The sequence below is a fragment of the Burkholderia sp. AU32262 genome (genome assembly GCF_020419985.1).
Taxonomy (GTDB): domain Bacteria; phylum Pseudomonadota; class Gammaproteobacteria; order Burkholderiales; family Burkholderiaceae; genus Burkholderia; species Burkholderia semiarida.
In genome coordinates, this window is the sequence record NZ_JAIZRS010000001.1 from 84,483 (window position 1) to 104,972 (window position 20,490).

Genomic DNA, 20,490 nt, shown 5'->3' on the forward strand with positions numbered 1-20,490 from the left:
CGTCAAAGCAACGGCAGCGTTTGCCGGATATGGTCGGCGAAAGCGGCCGTCAGGTGCGACGGCCGCTTCCGGTCGAACCGCAGCGTAATGCCCACGGCCGGCAACGGCGGCAAGTGCGGGTCGCCGTTGACGATCGCGAGGTCGGCCGGCACGGCCGTCTGCGTCATCACCGCGAACGCCTGCCCCGAGCGCACCAGCGCGATCAGCCCGGCGAGGCTGCTGCTCGCATACGCGACACGGTAGTCACGGCCGGCGCGGTTCAACGCGTCGCAGGCCGCGAGGTGATCGAGCGTATCGCGATCGGACAGCGCGAGCGGCAGCGGATCGAAATGCGCGGGCTCGAGCCCCGGATAGCCGATCCACACCAGTTGCTCGCGGCGAATGATGTCGTCGGTCGCGCCGTCGTCCGGCACGGAAATCATCGCCAGATCGACCGCACGCTTCTCCAGGTGTTCGATCAGCCGCGGCGTCGGCCCACACACGACTTCGACGATCGCCTGCGGATGCTGGCTCGAAAACTGCCGCAGCAGCGACGGCAGCCACACTTGCGCGTAATCGTCAGGGCACCCGAACCGGATCGTCCCCGACAGCCCCGTGCCGCACAGGTCGGCCATCGCCTCGTCGTGCAGCCGCAGGATGCGCTGCGCATGCACGAGCAGCCGCTCGCCCGGATGCGTGAGCACCACGCCGCGGCCGGTGCGCTGGAACAGCGGCTGGTCGACCGCTTCCTCGAGCCGCTTCATCTGCTGGCTGAGCGCGGATTGCGTGCGGCCGACGCGCGCGGCCGCGCGGCTCAGCGCGCGCACCTCGGCGATCACGACGAACGAGCGCAGCAGGTCGATTTCGAGCGAAAGCGCCAAGGTATTAGCCCCTCTTCTAGCTTGCATTAGAACTATTCGTTTCCATCAAACCAGACGCGCGCCTAGACTGCAAGCGATCCCTGCCCTTTGCCCGGAGCCGCCCGATGTCCCTGAACGACGACGCAACCTTCTGGCGCAACGCCACGCAGCACCTGGTCCGCTACGGCGGCACGTTCGAGCCGATGATCGTCGAGCGCGCGAAAGGCAGCTTCGTCTACGACGCCGACGGTCGCGCGATCCTCGATTTCACGTCGGGCCAGATGAGCGCGGTGCTCGGCCACAGCCATCCGGAAATCGTGTCCGTCATCGGCGAATACGCGGGCAAGCTCGACCACCTGTTCAGCGGGATGCTGTCGCGGCCGGTCGTCGATCTCGCGACGCGCCTCGCCGACATCACACCCGCCGGGCTCGACCGCGCGCTGCTGCTCAGCACCGGCGCCGAATCGAACGAGGCGGCGATCCGGATGGCGAAGCTCGTCACCGGCAAGTACGAGATCGTCGGCTTCGCGCAGTCGTGGCACGGGATGACGGGCGCCGCCGCATCGGCCACCTACAGCGCGGGCCGCAAGGGCGTGGGCCCCGCGTCGGTCGGCTCGTTCGCGATTCCGGCGCCGTTCGCGTACCGGCCGCGCTTCGAGCGCAACGGTGCGTACGACCCGCTCGCCGAACTCGACTACGCGTTCGACCTGATCGACCGGCAGTCGAGCGGCAACCTCGCCGCGTTCATCGCGGAGCCGATTCTCAGCTCGGGCGGGATCATCGAGCTGCCGGAAGGCTACATGGCCGCGCTCAAGCGCAAGTGCGAGGAACGCGGGATGCTGCTGATCCTCGACGAGGCGCAGACGGGCGTCGGCCGCACCGGCACGATGTTCGCGTGCCAGCGCGACGGCGTGACGCCCGACATCCTGACGCTGTCGAAGACGCTCGGCGCCGGGCTGCCGCTCGCGGCGATGGTCACGTCCGCGGCGATCGAGGAACGCGCGCACGCGCTCGGCTACCTGTTCTACACGACGCACGTGTCCGATCCGCTGCCGGCCGCCGTCGGCCTGCGCGTGCTCGACGTCGTGCAGCGCGACGGCCTCGTCGCGCGCGCGAACACGATGGGCGAGCGGCTGCGGCGCGGCCTGCTCGACCTGATGGAGCGCTTCGACTGCATCGGCGACGTGCGTGGGCGCGGGCTGCTGCTGGGCGTCGAGATCGTCAAGGATCGCCGCACCAAGGAGCCGGCGGACGGGCTCGGCGCGAAGATCACGCGCGAGTGCATGAAGCTCGGGCTCAGCATGAACATCGTGCAGTTGCCCGGCATGGGCGGCGTGTTCCGCATCGCGCCGCCGCTGACCGTCAGCGACGACGAGATCGATCTCGGCCTGTCGCTGCTGGAGCAGGCGATTACCCGCGCGCTTTAGCGCCCGTCGCCGCCTCGCCCGGTCCGTCGCACCGGTTCAACCCGCCGGCGCGACGGACCCCCGATCGTTCAACCCGCTTCCGCCGCCCACGCCTGCGCATCGGCGCCGGCCGGAATACGCATCGGGCTCGACGGATCGGTCGCCGCGCGCCACACGGCTTCGGCGACGTCCTGCGCATGCGTGATCGGCCCCGACGCATCGAGCATCCGCGCCACGGCCTTGCCGACGAAGTCCGCATACGCTTCGTGCTCGAAGCCGTGCATGTTGGCCCGTGCGTTGTCGGCGAAACGCGTGTCGGGCGCGCGGCCCGGCAGCACCAGATGCGCGCGCACGCCGAACGGCGCGAGTTCGACCGCCATCGATTCGGTGAACGCATTCACCGCCGCCTTGCTCGCCCGATACGCGCCGACCAGCGGCAGCGCCTTCAGCGTGACGCTCGACGTGACGTTCACGACCACGCCGGCGCCGCGCGCGCGAAACTGCGGCAACACGGCCTGCGTCACCGCGATCGTGCCGATCGTGTTGGTGTCGAACAGCGCGCGCACCGTATCGAGCGGCGTGAGTTCGGCCGGTGCGGCCGCGCCGAAGCCCGCGTTGTTCACGAGCACGTCGATCGGGCCGGCGGCGTCGATCGCGGCGCGAATGCTGTCCGCGCTCGTCACGTCGAGCGGCAGCACGCGCAAGCGCTCCGACGGCGGCAGCACGTCGTCGGCCGGCTTGCGCATCGTCGCGACGACCTGCCAGTCGCGCGCCAGAAAATGCCGCGCGATTTCGAGGCCGAAGCCGGAGGAACAGCCGGTAATCAGTACGGTCTTCATGTGAACTCCTGGGGTGTGTTGAGCACGTGTCCGTACGATAGATGGCGGGAGCCGTATTCGCTACAATCGACAATCCGCTTTTCTTTTGCGAGAGTCCGGCGATGATCGACCCGCTGACTGAAGTCGTGACGCTGCTGCAACCGGGCGCGCGGTACTCGAAGTACGTGCGCGGCGCGAGCCCGTGGGCGATCAACCGCACGGTCGCCGGCGAGCCGTTCTATTGCGCGGTCCTCGACGGCGGCTGCCGGATCGCGATCGACGGGCATGCGCCGATCGAACTGCTGGCCGGCGACTTCATGCTGATTCCGGCGGCCTACGGCGTCGCGATGTCGAGCCTCGAACCGCCGCCGCCGGGCGTCGACACCGCCCCGCCCGTCATGCTCGACCACGGCGAATACCGGATCGGCGATCCGGCCAACCCGGTCGATACGCGGATGATGGCCGGCAACTGCAGTTTCGGTTCGCCCGATGCATCGCTGCTGGTGTCGCTGCTGCCCCGCTTCGTGCACGTGCGCGGCGAACCTCGGCTGACCACGCTCGTGCAACTCGTGCGCGACGAATCGCGCGCGCAGCGGCCTGCCCGCGAGATCGTGCTGGCGCGTCTGCTGGAAGTGCTGCTGATCGAGGCGCTGCGGTTCACGACCGGCACGCACGCATCGCCCGGGCTCGTGCGCGGGCTCGCCGACAGCCGCCTCGCGGCCGCGCTGCGTCGGATGCACGAACGCCCCGCGCACCCGTGGACGATCGTCGAACTCGCGAAGGAAGCCGCGCTGTCGCGCTCGACGTTCTTCGAACGCTTCAGCCGCGCGGTCGGCGTCGCGCCGATGGAATACCTGCTGACGTGGCGCATGGCGCTCGCGAAGGATCTGCTTCGCCGCAACGAAGGCCGCATCGCGGAAATCGCGGCGCGCGTCGGCTACAGCTCGGCGAGCACGTTCAGCGTCGCGTTCGCGCGGCATGTCGGCCGGCCGCCCGCGCAATATGCGCGCGACGAACAGGCGGCGGTGAACGGAGCATGAACCGCACGCGCCTCCGCTGTTCCGCCGCCTGCTTAGAGGGTCCGTCACACAACGACGACGTGAGAGGTAGCCGATGACGACAGATGCGAAAGCCACCGACGAACCCGACCACTGGGTCGTCGCGCGCCGCGACGCGGAAACCGGCATCGAAAGCCTGCACGCGCATTTCAACGGCCACGCATACGACGCGCACGACCACGACGACATGCTGGTCGGCTTCACCGAACAGGGCGTGCAGCGCTTCCAGTGCCATCGCTCGCTGCATACGAGCGTGCCGGGCCGCGCGATCCTGATCGAGCCGGGCGCGATGCACGACGGCCACGCGCCCGAAGCCGGCGGCTTCACGTACGGGATGCTGTACCTGCCGCAGGCCTGGGTCGAGCGCGCCGCGCGCCGGCTCGACCTGCCGGGCCTCGGCAGCGTCGAAGCCACGTTCGGCCACACGCTCGTCGACGATCGCGGCCTCGTCGACGCGATCCGGAATGCGTTCTTCGCGCTCCACGACAACGAAGGCCGGCTCGCGCGCGACCAGACGCTCGACCGCCTGCTGATGCGGCTCGGCAGCCATCTGGGCGGCCCGCTTGTGCTGGAAAGCGACGTCGTGCCGCCCGCGATCGCACGCGTGCGCGACCTGCTGCACGAACACATGGGCGACAACATCGGCCTCGACGAACTCGCGAGCGTCGCCGGCATCGACCGGTTCCGGCTGACGCGGATGTTCCAGCGCGCGTTCGGCACGTCGCCGCACGCGTACCTCGTGCGTTTGCGGCTGCGTGCCGCGCGCCGGCTGCTGGCCGCCGGCCGCACGCCCGCGCAGGCGGCCGCCGACGTCGGCTTCGCGGACCAGAGCCACCTCGGCCGCTGGTTCCGCCGCGCGTACCGGATCACGCCGGCCGCGTACCGGCAACTCTGCACAAACGTTCCAGACTGATCGCGCGCGGCGTCGGATCATGGGCGCTCCAACCAGGAGCAAGCATGTTCGATACCAAAGTAGCGCTGATCGTGCGCGACGATCTCGCCGCGTGGCAGAAACTCAATGTCGTCGCGTTTCTCGCGACGGGCGTCGCCGCCGGCGCGCCCGAGGCGCTCGGCGAACCTTACGAGGACGCGGCCGGCCGCCGCTACGGCCGGATGCTGGGCCAGCCGATGCTGGTGTTCGCGGCTGATCTGAACGGATTGCAGGCCGCGCACCGGCAAGCGCTGTCGCGCGAGTTGACGATCGTGCCCTACGTGCGCGCGATGTTCTCGACCGGGCACGATGCGGCCAACCGCGAAGCGTTTCGCGCCGAGGATGCGGAGAATCCCGATCTGGTCGGGTTGGCGTTGCGTGGGCCGAAGAAGGCCGTGGACAAGGCGGTGAAGGGGCTGGCGTTGCATGCGTGAACGCCGGCGGCGTGCCCGGGCCGCCGTCGCCGGTCAGCGATGCGCGAGCACGTTGACGAGCTTGCCGAACGGGTCGCGCACGTAAAAGCGCCGCACGCCCCACGGCTCGTCGGCCGGGCCGTATTCGACGGGCACGCCGGCCGCATGAACACGCGCAAGCGCTTCGTCGAGATCGTCGACCTCGATCGACAGATCGGGCGTCGGCGTGCCCGATCCGCCCTGCGACGCGAAGCTGATCTGCACGGCCATCTGCTCGGCGTTGCCGTAGGTCGCGATCCAGCCGTGGTCCATCAGCAGGTCGAGGCCGAAGATGTGCCGATAGAAGCGCTTTGCGTCGTCGATCGAGCGTGTGTCGATATTGGCGACGATTCGTTTGACCTTCATCGGTTGTCTCCGGGAAGCGAGGAAGTCGCCGATTCGACTATGATCGAAGCCGAATCGGCTACGGACTGGCTGCACAAACGGGCGTGGGACCCATCGTACCAATACATCCGGAAACGACGCTAAAAAGCCGCCGGCCCGTTGCAGGCCAGCGGCTTCCCGCCGATCAACCGCCGAGATACGCCTGCTTGATCCGGTCGTTCGCGAGCAGGTTCGCGCCCGTGTCGGCCAGCACCACGCGCCCCGTTTCGAGCACATAGCCGCGATCGGCCACGCCGAGCGCCTTGTTCGCGTTCTGCTCGACCAGGAACACCGTGACGCCTTCGTCGCGGATCGTCCGGATGATGTCGAAGATCTGCGCGATCACGAGCGGCGCGAGGCCGAGCGTCGGCTCGTCGAGCAGCAGCAAACGCGGCTTGCTCATCAGCGCACGGCCGATCGCGAGCATCTGCTGCTCGCCGCCCGACATCGTGCCGGCCCGCTGCGCCGCGCGTTCCTTCAGGCGCGGAAACAGCTTGAACACGTGCTCGATGCCGTCGTCGATCTCGTGACGGCTCGCGAAAAAGCCGCCCATCTTCAGGTTCTCGAGCACCGTCAGGCTCGGGAACACGCGCCGCCCTTCCGGCGAGATCGCCATCCCCTGCCGCATGATCTGGTGCGTCGACATCGCGGTGATGTCGTTGCCCTCGAACAGCACGCGGCCCGACGACGCGCGCGGCGTGCCGCATACCGTCATCATCAGCGTCGTCTTGCCGGCGCCGTTGCTGCCGATCAGCGTGACGATCTCGCCCTTGTTCACCTCGATCGACACGCCCGCGAGCGCCTCGACCGCGCCGTAGTGCGTATGGACCTGTTCCAGCTTCAGCATCACTCTTCCCCCAGATACGCCTTGATCACGCGCGGGTCGTTGCGGACCGCTTCCGGCGTGCCGATCACGATCGGCCGGCCGTGCTCCATCACGAGGATGCGGTCGGACACGCCCATCACGAGGCTCATGTCGTGTTCGATCAGCAGCACCGATACGCCGAATTCACGGCGCAGCTTGTCGATCAGGTGCTGCAGCTCGATCTTTTCCTGCGGGTTGAGGCCGGCCGCCGGCTCGTCGAGCATCAAGAGGCGCGGCTCGGTGATCATGCAGCGCGCGATCTCCAGACGCCGCTGGTGCCCGTACGACAGCGTGCCGGCCGGCCGGTTGGCGACCGCGGTTAGCCCCATCCGGTCGAGCCACACGGCCGCGCGTTCGAGCGCTTCCTTCTCGGCGCGACGATACGCGGACGTCGCGAACAGGCCGTGCAGCAGCCCGGCCTTCACCTTCCGATGCTGCGCGACGAGCAGGTTCTCGACGACGGTCAGCGACTTGAACAGGCGGATGTTCTGGAACGTGCGCACCAGGCCCTTCAACGCAATCTGGTGGCTCGGCAGCCCGCCAATCGCGTGGCCGTCAAGCACGACGTCGCCGCCGGTCGGCTTGTAGAAGCCGCCGACGCAGTTGAACACGGTGGTCTTGCCTGCGCCGTTCGGCCCGACGATCGCAAACACCTCGTTGCGGCGCACGTCGAAATCGATGCCGTCCACCGCGAGCAACCCGCCGAAGCGCATCTGCAGCCCGGCCACCTTCAACAGTTCTGCATTCGCGCTCATTGCGGCAGCTCCACGTGAGGACGGCTCGCGGGCAGCAGGCCCTGCGGACGCCACATCATCATCAACACCATCACCAGACCGAAGATCAGCATCCGGTACTCGGCAAAGCCGCGCGCGACTTCCGGCAGCACGGTCAGCAGGATCGCCGCGAGAATCACGCCGAGCTGCGAGCCCATCCCGCCGAGCACGACGATCGCGAGGATCAGCGCCGATTCGATGAAGGTGAACGATTCAGGATTCACCAGGCCCTGACGCGCGGCGAAGAACGCGCCGCCGATACCCGCGAACGCCGCGCCGAGCGTGAACGCCGACAGCTTGATGCGCGTCGGGTTCAGGCCGAGCGAACGGCACGCGATCTCGTCGTCGCGCAGCGCTTCCCATGCGCGGCCCATCGGCATGCGGATCAGGCGGCTCGTCACGAACAGCGTGAAGCCGACCAGCACCAGCGCGATCAGGTACAGGAAGATCACCATGTGCTCGCCGCTGTATTCCAGCCCGATCAGTTCGTGGAAGGTCTTCGCGCCTTCGACGCTCGCCGAGCGCGCCATTTCGAAGCCGAACACCGTCGGCTTCGGTATGCTCGAGATGCCGTCCGGGCCGCCGGTGAGGCTCGTCAGGTTGTTCGCGAGCAGGCGGATGATTTCGCCGAAGCCGAGCGTGACGATCGCCAGATAGTCGCCGCGCAGGCGCAGCACCGGGAAGCCGAGCAGGAAGCCGAACGTCGCCGCGGCAATCGCCGCGATCGGCAGGCATTCCCAGAACGACAGCCCGAAATACTGGTTCAGCATCGCGTACGTATAGCCGCCGACCGCGTAGAAGCCGACATAGCCGAGATCCAGCAGCCCCGCGAAACCGACCACGATGTTCAGCCCGAGGCCGAGGATCACGTAGATCAGCGCGAGCGTCGCGACGTCCACCGCGCCGCGCGAGCCGAAGAACGGCCACACGAGGCCGACGGCGAGCAGCACCCAGATGATCACGCGCTGCTGCTGCGCGCCCATCGCGGGCATCGCCGGCAGCTTCACCGCCGATTTCGCGCGCACGAGCCACGGCTTGAACAACTGGAACAGGAACACGGCCGCGACCGCGATCCATACCGGGCGCCAGTGCGGCGTGAGCACCACCTGATAGCCTTCGAGCTTCAGTTGCAGCCCGAGCACCGGAATCGTGAGGATCGCCGTCAGGAGCGCGGCGGCCGCGGCATTTTTCAGCGCCTGGCCGATCGACGCGTCGGCAGCCGGGCGGCGAACGGAAATGACTTGACTCATCTGCGTCTCCGTCAAACCTTTTCGATGTCCGACTTGCCGAGCAGGCCGGTCGGGCGGAAGAGCAGGATCAGCACGAGCAGGCCGAACGCGACCACGTCCTTGTACTCGGCCGGCATGTAGCCTGCGGCGAAGGTTTCGGCGAGGCCCAGCAGCACGCCGCCGAGCATCGCGCCCGGAATGCTGCCGATCCCGCCGAGCACCGCGGCGGTGAACGCCTTGATGCCCGCGACGAAGCCGATATACGGATTCAGCTTGCCGATCGTCAGCCCGATCAGCACGCCGCCGACGGCCGCCAGCATCGCGCCGAGCACGAACGTGAACGAGATCACCCGGTTCGTGTCGATGCCGAGCAGGTTCGCCATCTTCATGTCCTCGGCGCACGCGCGGCACGCACGGCCCATCCGCGAATGCGAGATGAACAGCGTGAGCGCGATCATCAGCACGATTGTCACGCAGACGATCAGCAGGCGCGCATACGGAACCGTCACGTCGTAGTCGCCGCCGAGATGGATCTCGAACGCGCCGGAGATCAGCACCGGCACCGACACGTCGCGCGCGCCCTGGCCGATCTGCACGTAGTTCTGCAGGAAGATCGACATGCCGATCGCGGAGATCAGCGGCACGAGGCGCGGGCCGCCGCGCAGCGGGCGATACGCGACGCGCTCGACCGCGAAGCCGTACAGGCCGGTGACGATCACCGACACGATCAGCGCGGCGCCGAGCACGAGCGGCAGCGGATAGCCGGCGGAGATGCCGATGGCCGTCAGGGTCACGAGGCCCACGTATGCGCCGATCATGTAGATCTCGCCGTGGGCGAAGTTGATCATGCCGATGATGCCGTAGACCATCGAATAGCCGATGGCGATCAACGCATAGATCGCACCCAGCGTCAGGCCGTTGACCAGCTGCTGGGCGAATTGGGGAAAGAAGTCAGTCATGTGCGGGAAGCTCCCGTTGGCGCTGGGTCGCGTGCCGTCGCCGGATCACGGCGGCCGGCCGCGCGCAGCGCACGGTGTCGTCTCGGGCCGCCCTTTGGCGCGCATGGGGCAGATGCGCGGCCAATACGCACCCGCCCCGTCCGGGTTTCGGGCGGGGCGGGTGCGCGAGCGGATACTCCGTTGTTACTTGGCGGCGGTCTTCGTCGCGTCCTTGTGCCACGTGTACACGACGAACTTGAACGCCCTCAGGTCGCCCTGCGCGTCATACGCGACCTTGCCGATCGGCGTGTCGAACGTCGTCTTGTGCATGTACGCGGCGACCTTCGTCGGGTCCGTCGTCTTCGCGCCCGCGATCGAGTCGGCGATGATCTTCACCGCTGCGTACGACGGCATCTGGAACGGGCCGTTCGGGTCGCGCTTCTTGTCCGCGAACGCCTTCACGAGCGCCGCGTTGGCCGGATCAGCCGAGAAGTCGGCCGGCAGCGTGACCAGCATGCCTTCCGAGGCCGGGCCGGCGATCGCCGTCACGTCCTTGTTGCCCACGCCTTCAGGCCCCATGAACGTCGCCTTCACGCCCTGCTCGCGCGCCTGGCGCATCAGCAGGCCCATTTCCGGGTGGTAGCCGCCGAAGTAGACGAAATCGACGCCTTGCGACTTCAGCTTCGTGATGATCGCCGAGTAGTCCGAATCGCCGGCGTTGATGCCTTCGAACAGCACGACCGGGATCTTCGCGGCTTCGAGATCCTTCTTCACCGACGACGCGATGCCCTGGCCGTACGACTGCTTGTCGTGCAGGACCGCGACCTTCTTCGGCTTCACGTTGTTGATGATGTAGTGCGCGGCGGCCGGACCTTGCTGGTCGTCGCGGCCGATCGTGCGGAAGATGAAGTGGCGCTTCTTGCCTTCCGTCAGCTGCGGCGCGGTGGCCGACGGCGTGACCATCACGATGCCTTCGTTCTCGTAGATGTCCGACGCGGGAATCGTCGAACCCGAGCACACGTGGCCGATCACGTACTTGATCTTCTGGCTGACGATCTTGTTGGCGACGGCGACGGCCTGCTTCGGTTCGCACGCGTCGTCCATCATCACGACTTCGAACTTGTTGCCGCCCGCACCGCCTGCCGCGTTGATCTGTTCGATCGCGGTCAGCGCGCCGGCCTTCACCATGTCGCCGTATTGGGCGACCGAGCCGCTCATCGGACCAGCGATGGCGATCTTCACGGTTTCCGCTTGCGCGGCGGCGGCGCCGGCGGCGAACAGCACGGCGGCGGCGGAAATGGACGTAAGACGGGACAGCGTCATCTGGGAGCTCCTCGATGTTGTTTAGTCATACGGGCAAAGGCGGCATGACTTGCGCAATCGAACAGCACCCGGGGCGAGGACAGGGGACACGCCCGAGACACATAGAAGACGGAACTCCAGCGGAATGTTGCGTAGCGGGGCCCGGCTCTTGCAGTCCCCGAAGGGGACGTCTGGTTCGGAAAGACATCGTGATGCGTCTTGCATTGCGCAAGCGTTTCGCCTGCCCCGCTTGCCAAATCGCTCGTTCGGAGGGATGGTCCGACAGCCATTGGCAAGGCAGCCGAAATTATATGGGCGTTTTTCAATCGTCTGTCAAAAATGCCTGTCGATTGAGGGAAAACACGTATGTTTTTGAGGCGGGCGGGTGGCGACGGGGGCGCAACCTTTTCGGGGTGGGACGATTGCCTTGGGTGCAATTGGGTTGCTATTGGGCGGGGAGACCGGGGTGGGTTCCTTGCTGAGCATGGCGTCCGGCGAGGGCGTGATCCGCGATGGTGCGTTTTGTGGGCGGCCCAGGAGTCGATCGCGGGAAACCAATCGACTGATGATTGTGTGAGTGCGCACCAGAACGGGCGCTCGACATCGCGGCAAATCTTACTGTTTACTTTTGAAGCTAAACATTTTGAAAGCTTTTTGAGATTTCCATGAAATAATGTGGCCTCGCTTCAGCAATCCAGCCAGCCTCCCTGCAAGTCGCGCCCGCCGCGCCTCGCAGTCGCTTCAGGGACGCTTCGACGTCCCCCTTGTCGCTCAGCCGCCAGCCAGTGATTTGCCGTTTTTGTTCAATGCACATCACCTGCTTCGAATCATCGATGAATTGCCCAATCCGCCTCTCTTCCGCCGCCGCGATCGCGTGCGCGCTTTCTGTTTGTGCTGCCCATGCTTCCGGACGCGATACGCTGACCGATCGGTCGGCCGGCGCCAATGTGTTTCGCTCGGAGCGACGTGCGGCCGCCCGGGATGATGGGCATGCGGCGCGGTTGAGCCGCAGGCGGGTGCAGTTCGCCACGCCCGCCGAACGCAGCCCTTTCGATACGCCGGATACGCGGCCGTTGCGGGTGACGAGCGATGCGCTTGTGGCATCGCCGCCCGCTTCTTCTGAACGTGAACCCGATGTCATCTTGCCGCCGAATCGTGTCGCGCTCGGCGCGGGCGGGAGCGACAGTTTGGGGCGCGCTGTGCCGGGGTATGAGCAGCTCGAGCGGAACTGGAATGAATACCTGCGCGCTAATGGATCGCGGCCGGCTGTGAGTGGCGGCTCGTATGCGCCGCAGCGGCCGTACGATGCGCCGCGCGGTCCGCACGGCGCGCCGAATCCGTTCGATCCGTCGGTGCCGCAACCAGAGACGCGGACGTTCTATGACAACGGCTCAGGGGCGAAATGCACGGCTACCGGCGGTGCGGGGACGTCGCGGTCGTCTTGCGATATCGCTTGGTGATGCGTGGTTTGGGGTGGCTGCCGCCGGTTACGGCTGCTCTACCCCGTCCGGCGCGCTGCGCGACGTCGCGCAGCGCGGCCGCATCTCGCGGCGTTGCCTTTTACATCTGCGTGATGATCAGCCTGCCCGGCTCAATGTCGATCCTCGCCTTGCGGCCCGGAACAAAACACGCATCGTTGATCAGCCACGCGCGTCGAGGCCGGCGCGGCCACCGACACTTCACCCCAGGCGGCCGTCGACCGCTGCGGCACCCGCGTAACCCACTCCTCCTGCACCGCATCGTCCCACACCTTGTAGCGCGCCTGCCAAACCAGCTCGCCGCCAGCGTTATCAAGAAAGTGTAATTATTTTACAAGTCTGTTTATAGTACGAAAACACTTCGTCGATTTCCGCCGAAATGACTTCCCAATCCCCGCCACCAAGTCCCGCGCCAATCATTGGCATTTGCACCGAAAGTCGATTAGCTAACGCAAATTCGCAAATTTTACTAAGGCATATCTTGAGGTCAGAATACGAAACGTATTGAGCAACGTCGCGACTACTCTTGCGAATCCCGTCCTGAGAAACCATGTTCGCGACAAATATCCGCTTCTCGTCATCCACAGACAAAAATTGAACCATTCCGAGCGGAGGCCGCTGTTCATCTCGGAACAATTCGAGATAACCATCTCGTGCGACAGGGTATTTCTTGCCGAGAGAAACAACAAACCCGCGCCCCCATTTCCCCCGATTGTTCACCACATGAGCAATCAAGGTTGAATTTTCCCGTGGCACAGCCGCATCCCCAACTTCATAGACAATCGACAGTCCTTTGGGAGGATTGCCTATGACCGCCTTCCAGACATGCTCGAAATCTTCTCGTTTGATTTCGTCTTTTTGAGAAATTTCAAGCTCGTCCTTAATTCCATCAAAGAGCAAAAATCCTATCTCAGGATTCCAATCACGTACCGATGAAGATGCATAGATAACTCCACCATCAGGATGGCTAATCTGGCGCGTCGCGACGCCGTCGAGAAATTCCGTATAAACCTCCCCTACACCACACGGAAACTCTGTTTTTGAATGGAAATATTCTCTTTTCATGAGCAACTCGATCCACTTCTTTTCACGCGATTCGAAATATCAAGTGGTTCACTCCCTTCAACCAAGAAAGTTCCTGGACGGGGCTCCTTGACATCCAAACCCGTAACGTCAATTTCAACAAAATGCGTGATGCTATTAAGTTTTCGCGCATCGCCGTAAATATTTGCCGCAAGCTGTCCTAGTGACATCTTTCCAGTTCCAGCAGCATCGGCCATAGTTCTACCGCCAATCATATCGGGAGATATATCAGTGAAATACTGACCATCTCCAAACCTTGCATGTACGGGCCCATGCGACGCATTCAAAAGTCCACTACTCGTAATGCCCTCCATACCATCTTGAGTCGTGTAGTGGTAAAGCGTTGTTATGTCGTCGCCAGTCAGTCCCCATGGGTCAATCCACGATACCGGGTTAGGCGCGTACCGATAGAGGTTCGCTCCTCCCAGCAATCCAATCGGATCCGGATTGATGAATCTCCCGATGTCTGGATCGTAGAACCGGAAAGTGTTGTAGTGCAACCCGGTCTCGCGGTCCAAATACTGTCCTTGGAAGCGCAAGTTCTGTGGTCGTGGTGCATATGTCGACGTCGGCGCGGCTACCGACACTTCACCCCAGGCGGCGGCCGACGTCTGCGGCGCCCGCGCGATCCACTCCTCCTGTACCGCATTGCCCCAAACCTTATAGCGCGCCTGCCAGACCAACTCGCCACCAGCGTCAGTCAGTTCCTCCGGCAACCCCGATACATCATTGTGGAAGTAGTAAACCGCATCCCGTCCATCCGCATCATTAGCCGCTGCCCTCCCTTGATCGATCCGGGCAAGCGGCACATAACTATTGGACTCGTACAAGTACGTCAGCGCTTCCTCGCCCTGACGATCGTGATACGTCTCCTGCACCAACCGCATGCCGTCCCACAGGAAATCCGTACTCGCATAACTGCCATTGAGCTTCCTGATCCGTCGACCGAACGCGTCGTATTCGAAATGCGTCGTTGCAACCCCGAGCCGGTCCTTCGTCACGACGGTCTTCAACTGGTTCCAGTCGTCGTATTCAAGCGTGAGCTCTTTAGCCGGCCCATGCCCGCTCACCTTACGAACGAGCCGCCCATACGCGTCGTACTCAAAGCGCTTGTCCTCGAACATCTTGAGCCGGTTGTGCTCGACATACCCGCCCGGGTGATCGCTCGACACCAGGTTCGCCGCGGCATCCCACCGAAACACTTCCGACGGCAATCCCGGCCCCACCGCCTGTTCGATGCGCCCCGTCGGGTCATACCGATAGCTCGTCGTGCCGTAACGCTGGTCGCGCTTCTGGATCACGTCGCCAGCGGCATCGTATTGCCACTGCTTCGCAAGCAACTCGCCGCCCGCCGCGCCGCGCTGCGCAGTTTGCCGAGCACGGCGCCCCACCGCGTCATACCCGAAGTGACTCGTCAGCTTGCCCTGCGTCCGCAGCACCTCGCGATGCAGGTCGTCCCGTTCGATGTCCGCAACCGTGGCACCGTCGAAACGAATCTGGTGCACATGCCCCGACCCGTAATGCAGCCAGTCGATCGTGCGCTCGCCGGAAATCGTCGTGCTGACACGATTGCCGAGCTCGTCGTAGGTGTGTGCGAGCCAGCCGGTCGGCGTGTATTCCTCGACGACTTCTCCACGCTTGTCGTACTTCAGGCTGACGCGATTCTTCAACGATGGTCCTCGGGCAGCAAGCGTGTACAACTCGGCCGATGTGATCCGGCCTGCCTCGTCGTACAGGTATTCGCAACGCTCGTGCGCGGCTTGCTTCGCCGTCAGCCGCCCAATCGCGTCGCGCTCGTATCGTGTCTCGAGCTGCCCATCGCGTACGATCGTGCCTAGACCGCACACGTCGTACTCGTACATACGCCTGTGGCCATCGAGACCGATCTGTGCGGAAACGAGATCGCGACGGTCGTACTGAAAGCGATACGTCTCACGATTCTCGTTGGTCAGGCTCGCCAACCGGAACGCCTGGTCATAGCCGAACTGCACGACCCGACCCGCAGCATCCGTGCGTGCAAGCAACAATCCACGCGGATTGACTTCGTAGCGCGTGCTGCGCTGGTTTGGATCGACGACCTCAATCAGCCTTCCGGCCGCGTCGTAACGGAACATCTGACGCGCACCATCGGCCGTCCCGATCCCCGTGACTCGCCCCATCGCATCCGTTTCGTACACCGTGGCATTGCCGGCCGCATCGGTCACCCGAGCGAGCGCACCGCGTGCGTCATACGCAAACCGCGTGACCTTGCCGGAACAGTCGGTATACGCGGTCAACTGCGCCCGGCCATTCCATTCAAGGAACTTGTACCCGCCGCGCGCATCACGAATCGTATGCACGAGCCCGCGATCGTCGCGGTAATACTCGGTCGCAAAACCCGCCGGATCGCGCGTCATCGTCAGGTTGCCGCGCGCGTCGTAACGATAGATCCATCGCGCGTTGGTCGGATCGATTTCCGCAACAGGCAGATCGTAGTGCCCATTCCATTCGGTCCGCTCGACGTGGCCGAGCGCGTCGATGCGCTGCGTCTGCCGCCCGCGCTCGTCATATTCGAAGCGAGTGACATGGCCGGCCGGATCGGTCGTGCTGACCAGCTGCCGCATCGCGTTCCATTCGAGCCGCCACACGTTGCCTTCGGCATCCGTATAACTCGTCGGCTGCTGATCCTCGTTCCACGTCCAGACCGTCACGCGCCCGATCTGATCGGTGATCGTCACCGAACGCTGCGCGAGATCTGCGTCGAACGTGTACGCTTCGCCGTCGTCGGTCCAATGGCGCATGACACGCGCGTCGCGGCCCACACCCTGCCACGCATAAAAGCAGTTCAAGCCGCCGGGCAACGTGTGCTGGACCATCAACCCATACTCGTAGGCAAACCGTCGCCCGGTGTGGCCGCTGCGATCGGTCACGGCCACGAGTTGGCCGGCATCGTCGTACGCATAACGCACCAGCGTGTCGGGTTGCTCTCCGTCGACACCGCGCGTCAGTTCGATCGTGGCAATGCGTCGAGGATGAGGCTTCTCGTAACCCAGCGTCAGCACGCGACCCGCGCTGTCATGCAACCGCACCGGCCGCACGACCTCATCTACCGCTTCCTGCTCGACCTCGATCCAGTTGCCGTTGCGATCCTCGAGCCGCCGCAGCTTGAGCATCTCGCTGTCCGCATCGCTGCCCGCGCGGCCGAAATCGCGATACAAACCATCGACCGTTTCGACCACATAGTGCCCGCCGGCGGTACAAATCAGGTAAATGCCTTCCGGCACGCTGAAATGACTCTCACCCGGCGACACCGCCGGAAACTCGATCTCGCGCCCCTGTTCGTCCCAGTACGTGATCGACGTGACGACGCCGTTCTCCCGCGCCACCCTCAACTCGACACTGATCGGCACGCTCCAGCCGACACCGAACAGGCCATCGGCGCGATCGTCGTGGCTGCTGTAAAAACGCCGCCAGACGATCGGCAGCGGGCCCGGCAACACGAAGTCGGTATCGTCGCTGCCGTCGAGAATCTTGCCGCCGGTGATCACGTTGACGGGATGGCCGGCCGACGGCTGCATCTTGCTGCCGAGCCATGTGCCGAATATGCCGGCCGCGAAATTCATCGCGAGACACGGCAGCTTGCCCTTGACGAAATCGCCCCAGCTTCCCTTGCCTCGGCCACAGAGCGCAAGCGCGATACCGATCGCCGCGCCGAGCCCGGCGACCCACGGCCGCGCCGCGCTGATGTCGCGCACGGTCTTCGTGCCGCCGCCGAAGAAAACGTCCGGCGAGCCCTTCGAGATCGTGCCGTCACAGGTGGTCTTGTCGTCGACCCGCGCCGCAGGCAGATCGTTGATGAACACCACGTCGGACCCTTGTGCGACGAATTGCGGACCGGGATGGTCGCTGCACAGCACCGGATCCATGTCCGCACCGTCGGCCGCGCGCGCCGCCGGCTTCCCGTTGACGAACACATTGGGCGAGCCGTTCTGGATCGTGCCTTTCTCCACGGGCGGAGAAATGGCGTTGCCGAGCCCCTTCGCGGCCTCGTCGATCTTGTCGTTCAGGCCCGAGCCCTGCATGTAGGCGGCCACGCCGACGCCGATCGCCAGCACGATCGGCGTCGCCAGCCCGCCGGTGCCGATTTCGAGCGCGCCCAAAGCGCCGAACACGAGGCCTTCCGCTATCGTGGTCAGCGCCCATCCGATACCCAGGCCGCCCAGCAGCGACCCGCCCATGCCGAGCAAATCGCCCGCAAGCGTCGTGTGGGTAAAGGGATCGTCCTTGCGAGCGGCCGGTTGACTCATGGGCGGCCGGCATCCGAAACGAGCGTGGGCGCAACCGGGCGCGGCTGGAAGCTCTCCAGCATGCGCGCGGCAAGCGCACGCTGTTCGTCGTTGAGCGGCGCGGCATTGGTCAACGTCATCACGATCACCTGCCCGCCGGCATCGAGCCGAAACGCCGTCTGCATCTGATGAAAGGTGCGACCGTCCTGTTCATGCGTCGATTCCGTTTGCACGCCGGGGCATTCCGCCCGCCCGACCGTCACCGGGCGTCGCGACTGCACGTTCAGATTCTGCGCGGTGCGCGACGCCTGCGCCCATTCGCGCTCGACGAACGCGTCGATCGACTCCTGCTCGCGCAGCCGGCCGCGGGACACGACGAGACTCAGCCCGCCCGGGCCGACGGGAAGAATCAGCATGTTGACGGTGCGATCAAGCGCCGCGTCCGGCAATTCGAATGTGCCTTCATGGATTGCGTAGTGCATGGCTGGTTTCGTTCGAGTTTATTTGTTGAGATCGATGCGCTTGCCGTTGACCGTCACACCGTCGTCGGTCATCAGGATCACGGAGCCGTTGTGCTCGAGGCGAATGCCTTCCGGCGCGAGCGAGATCGAGCTGTCCTGCACCTTCAGCAGGATGCCGCGCTCGGCCACATAGACCTGCGTGCCGCCGCCGCCGTCCTTGGCCGGCGTCGTCACCTCGACGGTCGTGGCCGTGGTGCTGCGCTTCTCGGCGATCGTCTCGGTGAGGTTGCCCTGCGGAATCTGCTTTTCTTCGCTGCCCGTCGCCACCAGCACGGTACGCATCGGCCCCATCACCTTGTGCGTCTCGTTGTTCTCGACGACGGTGTTCATGTCCTTCTGCGCGTGCATGAAGAATTCCTGCATGCCGTTCGTGTCGGTCATGCGGATCTCGTTCGACCCCGCACCCTTATGCGTCTGGCTCTTGATCCCCATCGTCTGGCCGGCCGCGCCGTGATACGGGTTGCCCTGCTCGCCGTTGAACACGCGGCCGACGATCACCGGGTTATCCGGATCGCCCTGATTGAACGCCACCAGCACTTCCTGCCTGATCCGCGGAATCGCGGCCGCGCCCCAGCCGTCGCCCGCCCACGGCTGCGACACGCGCACCCACATCGAATCGGAGCCGTCCTTCTTGCCGCGCCGGTCCCACGGGAAATGCACCTTCACCGCGCTGCCGTTCGTATAGATTTCCTCGCCCTTCGGCCCGACGACGATCGCCGAATGCGTGCCGTGAATCACCGGCTTCGGCGTCGCGCGCGGCGCACGGTACGGGATCTTCTTCGGCAGCAGCGAGAAGCTGTTGCGGTACGGCAGCTTCGCGCTGTGCTGCGTGTAGTCGTTCACGGCCTCGTGACGCACGTGCAGGATCACGTACTCCTGGTTGTTTTCGAGCACCGGGTGGTTCGCGACTGCCACGGTTCCCGCCGTGGTCATGCGCCACGCATAGCCGCTGCCCGTATAGCGATGCGCCTGCGCCTCCTCGGCCTCCATCGCGAAACGCGCGTAGCGGTTACCGTCGTCGCCGTGGTCGTACAACGACTGGTGCTCGAACCGCTCGGTCGCGTCGAGCCGTGCGTGCTTGAGGTTCTGCGGCCCGGCCTCCACCAGCATCAGCGGCGACGACGGATTCTGGTGATTGAAGTCGCGGAACGTGATCTTGCCGACGCCGAAACGCCGACCTTCGTGCAATTGATCGATGCCGCTGTCCTCGCTCGCCTCGGTCGCCGCGAACGGCACGGTGGCGAGTCCATCGATCGGGCGGAACAGCAGGTTCGTGTCGCCGATCACGAGAAAGTGCTTGTCCTTCTCGTAGCGGTGCGTCCACACGAGCCCCTCCTGCTCCATCAGCCGCGCGCAGAAGTTGTAGTAGCTCTCCTGGTACATCACGACGTATTCGAGCGGCTTCTGGCTCGTCCGGATATCGAACACGAAATCGGAAAAACCGTGTTCCTGGAAGATCTCGGTGAGGATGTCCTGCGCGGTCTTGTTCTGGAAGATCCGGCAGTCGGTGGAACGCGTGAGGAACCAGAACCACGGCACGGCCGTCAGGTGGTATTGCGTGACGTTCCCGGGGTTGCCGGCGCGGTCGAACGACGCGACGTAGCCGTCGAAGTAGCGGTCGTTGTCGCCGGTGCCCGAGGCCACGACGCGTTCGAGGGTCGACAGGCGCGCCTGCTGGTCGAAGCGGATCTTGACCTGCTGGCCGATCAGATCGTCCGGGCGCAGGTCGTGGCGATGCGACAGCAGGTCGAGGTGGATCTCCGGCAACCGGTTCACATGCTCGTCGATGACAGCCGCGCTGACGAGCAGCACATCCGGGCCGAGCGGCGTATCAAGCGTGACGTAGCGGTTGAGCTGGGTCAGGCGCGCGGGGTTGGCGGCGCCGTTGATCGCCTCGGCAATCGCGCCGGGCGTCTTCTCCATCAGCGAGAAGCCGGTCTGTGCGAGTTGCAGTGCCCGCTGGACGGTGTCGACGTGCCCGGCCAGCCCTGCGAGCGGCCCGAGACTGCCGGCCACACTCGACGCGACCGGGCCGGCGAGGCCCCCGAGCGCGCTCAACGAGCCGAGCGCACCACCGCCCAATCCATTGGGAATACCCCCGTTCGGAGCGAAACTCATTCTTGTTCCTTGCGTGTGATCTCAGGTTCC

Annotated in this window: 17 protein-coding genes; 5 read left to right on the forward strand and 12 right to left on the reverse strand. The window is 65.0% G+C overall.

What is annotated here, in order from left to right; all coding sequences use genetic code 11:
- Window positions 1-2: 2 nt before the first annotated feature.
- Complete coding sequence (locus tag LGN10_RS00315; RefSeq protein WP_059584463.1) at window positions 3-887, reverse strand: LysR family transcriptional regulator; 885 nt, start codon at window positions 885-887, stop codon at window positions 3-5.
- Between the two features lie 77 nt (window positions 888-964).
- On the opposite strand from LGN10_RS00315, the gene LGN10_RS00320 reads away from it, so the two are divergent.
- A complete protein-coding gene (locus LGN10_RS00320) occupies window positions 965-2,266 on the forward strand; it encodes an aspartate aminotransferase family protein (RefSeq protein ID WP_104012574.1) in 1,302 nt (433 codons plus the stop codon).
- Window positions 2,267-2,334: 68 nt separating this feature from the next.
- Here LGN10_RS00320 and LGN10_RS00325 read toward each other — a convergent pair whose 3' ends face one another.
- Window positions 2,335-3,084, reverse strand: coding sequence for an SDR family oxidoreductase (locus tag LGN10_RS00325; RefSeq protein WP_099317762.1), 750 nt, complete (start codon window positions 3,082-3,084; stop codon window positions 2,335-2,337).
- Between the two features lie 41 nt (window positions 3,085-3,125).
- Here LGN10_RS00325 and LGN10_RS00330 point away from each other — a divergent pair, with 41 nt between their 5' ends.
- The 3 genes from LGN10_RS00330 to LGN10_RS00340 all read left to right on the forward strand — a co-directional run bounded on the left by LGN10_RS00330 (window position 3,126) and on the right by LGN10_RS00340 (window position 5,486).
- Window positions 3,126-4,103 (forward strand): AraC family transcriptional regulator, encoded by a 978-nt coding sequence (locus LGN10_RS00330; RefSeq protein ID WP_059584452.1) that lies wholly within the window; start codon window positions 3,126-3,128, stop codon window positions 4,101-4,103.
- 73 nt (window positions 4,104-4,176) lie between these two features.
- Complete coding sequence (locus LGN10_RS00335) at window positions 4,177-5,034, forward strand: AraC family transcriptional regulator (RefSeq protein WP_226221130.1); 858 nt, start codon at window positions 4,177-4,179, stop codon at window positions 5,032-5,034.
- A gap of 44 nt (window positions 5,035-5,078) precedes the next feature.
- A complete protein-coding gene (locus LGN10_RS00340; protein ID WP_059640792.1) occupies window positions 5,079-5,486 on the forward strand; it encodes a DUF2000 domain-containing protein in 408 nt (135 codons plus the stop codon).
- 33 nt (window positions 5,487-5,519) lie between these two features.
- On the opposite strand, the gene LGN10_RS00345 is transcribed toward LGN10_RS00340, so the two are convergent.
- From LGN10_RS00345 to LGN10_RS00370, 6 genes are all read right to left on the reverse strand, one after another.
- Window positions 5,520-5,870 (reverse strand): VOC family protein, encoded by a 351-nt coding sequence (locus LGN10_RS00345; RefSeq protein WP_059640790.1) that lies wholly within the window; start codon window positions 5,868-5,870, stop codon window positions 5,520-5,522.
- 163 nt (window positions 5,871-6,033) lie between these two features.
- Window positions 6,034-6,735, reverse strand: coding sequence for an ABC transporter ATP-binding protein (locus LGN10_RS00350; protein WP_006484776.1), 702 nt, complete (start codon window positions 6,733-6,735; stop codon window positions 6,034-6,036).
- Window positions 6,735-7,508: a high-affinity branched-chain amino acid ABC transporter ATP-binding protein LivG gene (gene livG / locus LGN10_RS00355; RefSeq protein WP_226221136.1), complete on the reverse strand. Its 774-nt coding sequence runs from the start codon at window positions 7,506-7,508 to the stop codon at window positions 6,735-6,737. Before livG ends, LGN10_RS00350 begins: the two co-directional genes overlap by 1 nt.
- On the reverse strand, window positions 7,505-8,776 hold the full coding sequence (locus LGN10_RS00360) for a high-affinity branched-chain amino acid ABC transporter permease LivM (RefSeq protein ID WP_059584443.1): 1,272 nt from the start codon (window positions 8,774-8,776) through the stop codon (window positions 7,505-7,507). Before LGN10_RS00360 ends, livG begins: the two co-directional genes overlap by 4 nt.
- A gap of 11 nt (window positions 8,777-8,787) precedes the next feature.
- Window positions 8,788-9,714, reverse strand: coding sequence for a high-affinity branched-chain amino acid ABC transporter permease LivH (gene livH / locus LGN10_RS00365; RefSeq protein WP_059584442.1), 927 nt, complete (start codon window positions 9,712-9,714; stop codon window positions 8,788-8,790).
- Window positions 9,715-9,897: 183 nt separating this feature from the next.
- Window positions 9,898-11,016, reverse strand: a complete 1,119-nt coding sequence (locus LGN10_RS00370; protein ID WP_226221137.1) for a branched-chain amino acid ABC transporter substrate-binding protein — start codon at window positions 11,014-11,016, stop codon at window positions 9,898-9,900.
- A gap of 785 nt (window positions 11,017-11,801) precedes the next feature.
- On the opposite strand from LGN10_RS00370, the gene LGN10_RS00375 reads away from it, so the two are divergent.
- Window positions 11,802-12,455 (forward strand): hypothetical protein, encoded by a 654-nt coding sequence (locus LGN10_RS00375; RefSeq protein WP_226221395.1) that lies wholly within the window; start codon window positions 11,802-11,804, stop codon window positions 12,453-12,455.
- A 330-nt stretch (window positions 12,456-12,785) separates the two neighbouring features.
- Here the strand turns inward: LGN10_RS00375 and LGN10_RS00380 are convergent, their stop codons facing one another.
- The 4 genes from LGN10_RS00380 to LGN10_RS00395 are packed head-to-tail and all read right to left on the reverse strand — an operon-like array spanning window position 12,786 to window position 20,460.
- Window positions 12,786-13,538: a macro domain-containing protein gene (locus tag LGN10_RS00380; RefSeq protein WP_104012570.1), complete on the reverse strand. Its 753-nt coding sequence runs from the start codon at window positions 13,536-13,538 to the stop codon at window positions 12,786-12,788.
- Complete coding sequence (locus LGN10_RS00385; RefSeq protein WP_226221139.1) at window positions 13,535-17,842, reverse strand: RHS repeat-associated core domain-containing protein; 4,308 nt, start codon at window positions 17,840-17,842, stop codon at window positions 13,535-13,537. The genes LGN10_RS00380 and LGN10_RS00385 overlap by 4 nt, the downstream gene beginning before the upstream one ends.
- Window positions 17,839-18,303 carry a DcrB-related protein gene (locus tag LGN10_RS00390; RefSeq protein WP_059584433.1) on the reverse strand — a complete coding sequence of 155 codons (465 nt, stop codon included), beginning with the start codon at window positions 18,301-18,303 and terminating at the stop codon, window positions 17,839-17,841. The genes LGN10_RS00385 and LGN10_RS00390 overlap by 4 nt, the downstream gene beginning before the upstream one ends.
- An 18-nt stretch (window positions 18,304-18,321) precedes the next feature.
- On the reverse strand, window positions 18,322-20,460 hold the full coding sequence (locus tag LGN10_RS00395) for a type VI secretion system Vgr family protein (protein ID WP_226221149.1): 2,139 nt from the start codon (window positions 20,458-20,460) through the stop codon (window positions 18,322-18,324).
- Window positions 20,461-20,490: the final 30 nt, after the last annotated feature.

Coding starts and splice junctions, on each gene's coding strand:
- LGN10_RS00380 (WP_104012570.1), bottom strand. CDS start 13,538: ATGAAAAGAGAATATTTCCATTCAAAAACAGAGTTTCCGTGTGGTGTA.
- LGN10_RS00385 (WP_226221139.1), bottom strand. CDS start 17,842: ATGAGTCAACCGGCCGCTCGCAAGGACGATCCCTTTACCCACACGACG.
- LGN10_RS00345 (WP_059640790.1), bottom strand. CDS start 5,870: ATGAAGGTCAAACGAATCGTCGCCAATATCGACACACGCTCGATCGAC.
- LGN10_RS00340 (WP_059640792.1), top strand. CDS start 5,079: ATGTTCGATACCAAAGTAGCGCTGATCGTGCGCGACGATCTCGCCGCG.
- livG (WP_226221136.1), bottom strand. CDS start 7,508: ATGAGCGCGAATGCAGAACTGTTGAAGGTGGCCGGGCTGCAGATGCGC.
- LGN10_RS00370 (WP_226221137.1), bottom strand. CDS start 11,016: ATGACGCTGTCCCGTCTTACGTCCATTTCCGCCGCCGCCGTGCTGTTC.
- LGN10_RS00320 (WP_104012574.1), top strand. CDS start 965: ATGTCCCTGAACGACGACGCAACCTTCTGGCGCAACGCCACGCAGCAC.
- LGN10_RS00390 (WP_059584433.1), bottom strand. CDS start 18,303: ATGCACTACGCAATCCATGAAGGCACATTCGAATTGCCGGACGCGGCG.
- LGN10_RS00325 (WP_099317762.1), bottom strand. CDS start 3,084: ATGAAGACCGTACTGATTACCGGCTGTTCCTCCGGCTTCGGCCTCGAA.
- LGN10_RS00360 (WP_059584443.1), bottom strand. CDS start 8,776: ATGAGTCAAGTCATTTCCGTTCGCCGCCCGGCTGCCGACGCGTCGATC.
- LGN10_RS00330 (WP_059584452.1), top strand. CDS start 3,126: ATGGCGGGAGCCGTATTCGCTACAATCGACAATCCGCTTTTCTTTTGC.
- livH (WP_059584442.1), bottom strand. CDS start 9,714: ATGACTGACTTCTTTCCCCAATTCGCCCAGCAGCTGGTCAACGGCCTG.
- LGN10_RS00395 (WP_226221149.1), bottom strand. CDS start 20,460: ATGAGTTTCGCTCCGAACGGGGGTATTCCCAATGGATTGGGCGGTGGT.
- LGN10_RS00375 (WP_226221395.1), top strand. CDS start 11,802: ATGCACATCACCTGCTTCGAATCATCGATGAATTGCCCAATCCGCCTC.
- LGN10_RS00350 (WP_006484776.1), bottom strand. CDS start 6,735: ATGCTGAAGCTGGAACAGGTCCATACGCACTACGGCGCGGTCGAGGCG.
- LGN10_RS00335 (WP_226221130.1), top strand. CDS start 4,177: ATGACGACAGATGCGAAAGCCACCGACGAACCCGACCACTGGGTCGTC.
- LGN10_RS00315 (WP_059584463.1), bottom strand. CDS start 887: ATGCAAGCTAGAAGAGGGGCTAATACCTTGGCGCTTTCGCTCGAAATC.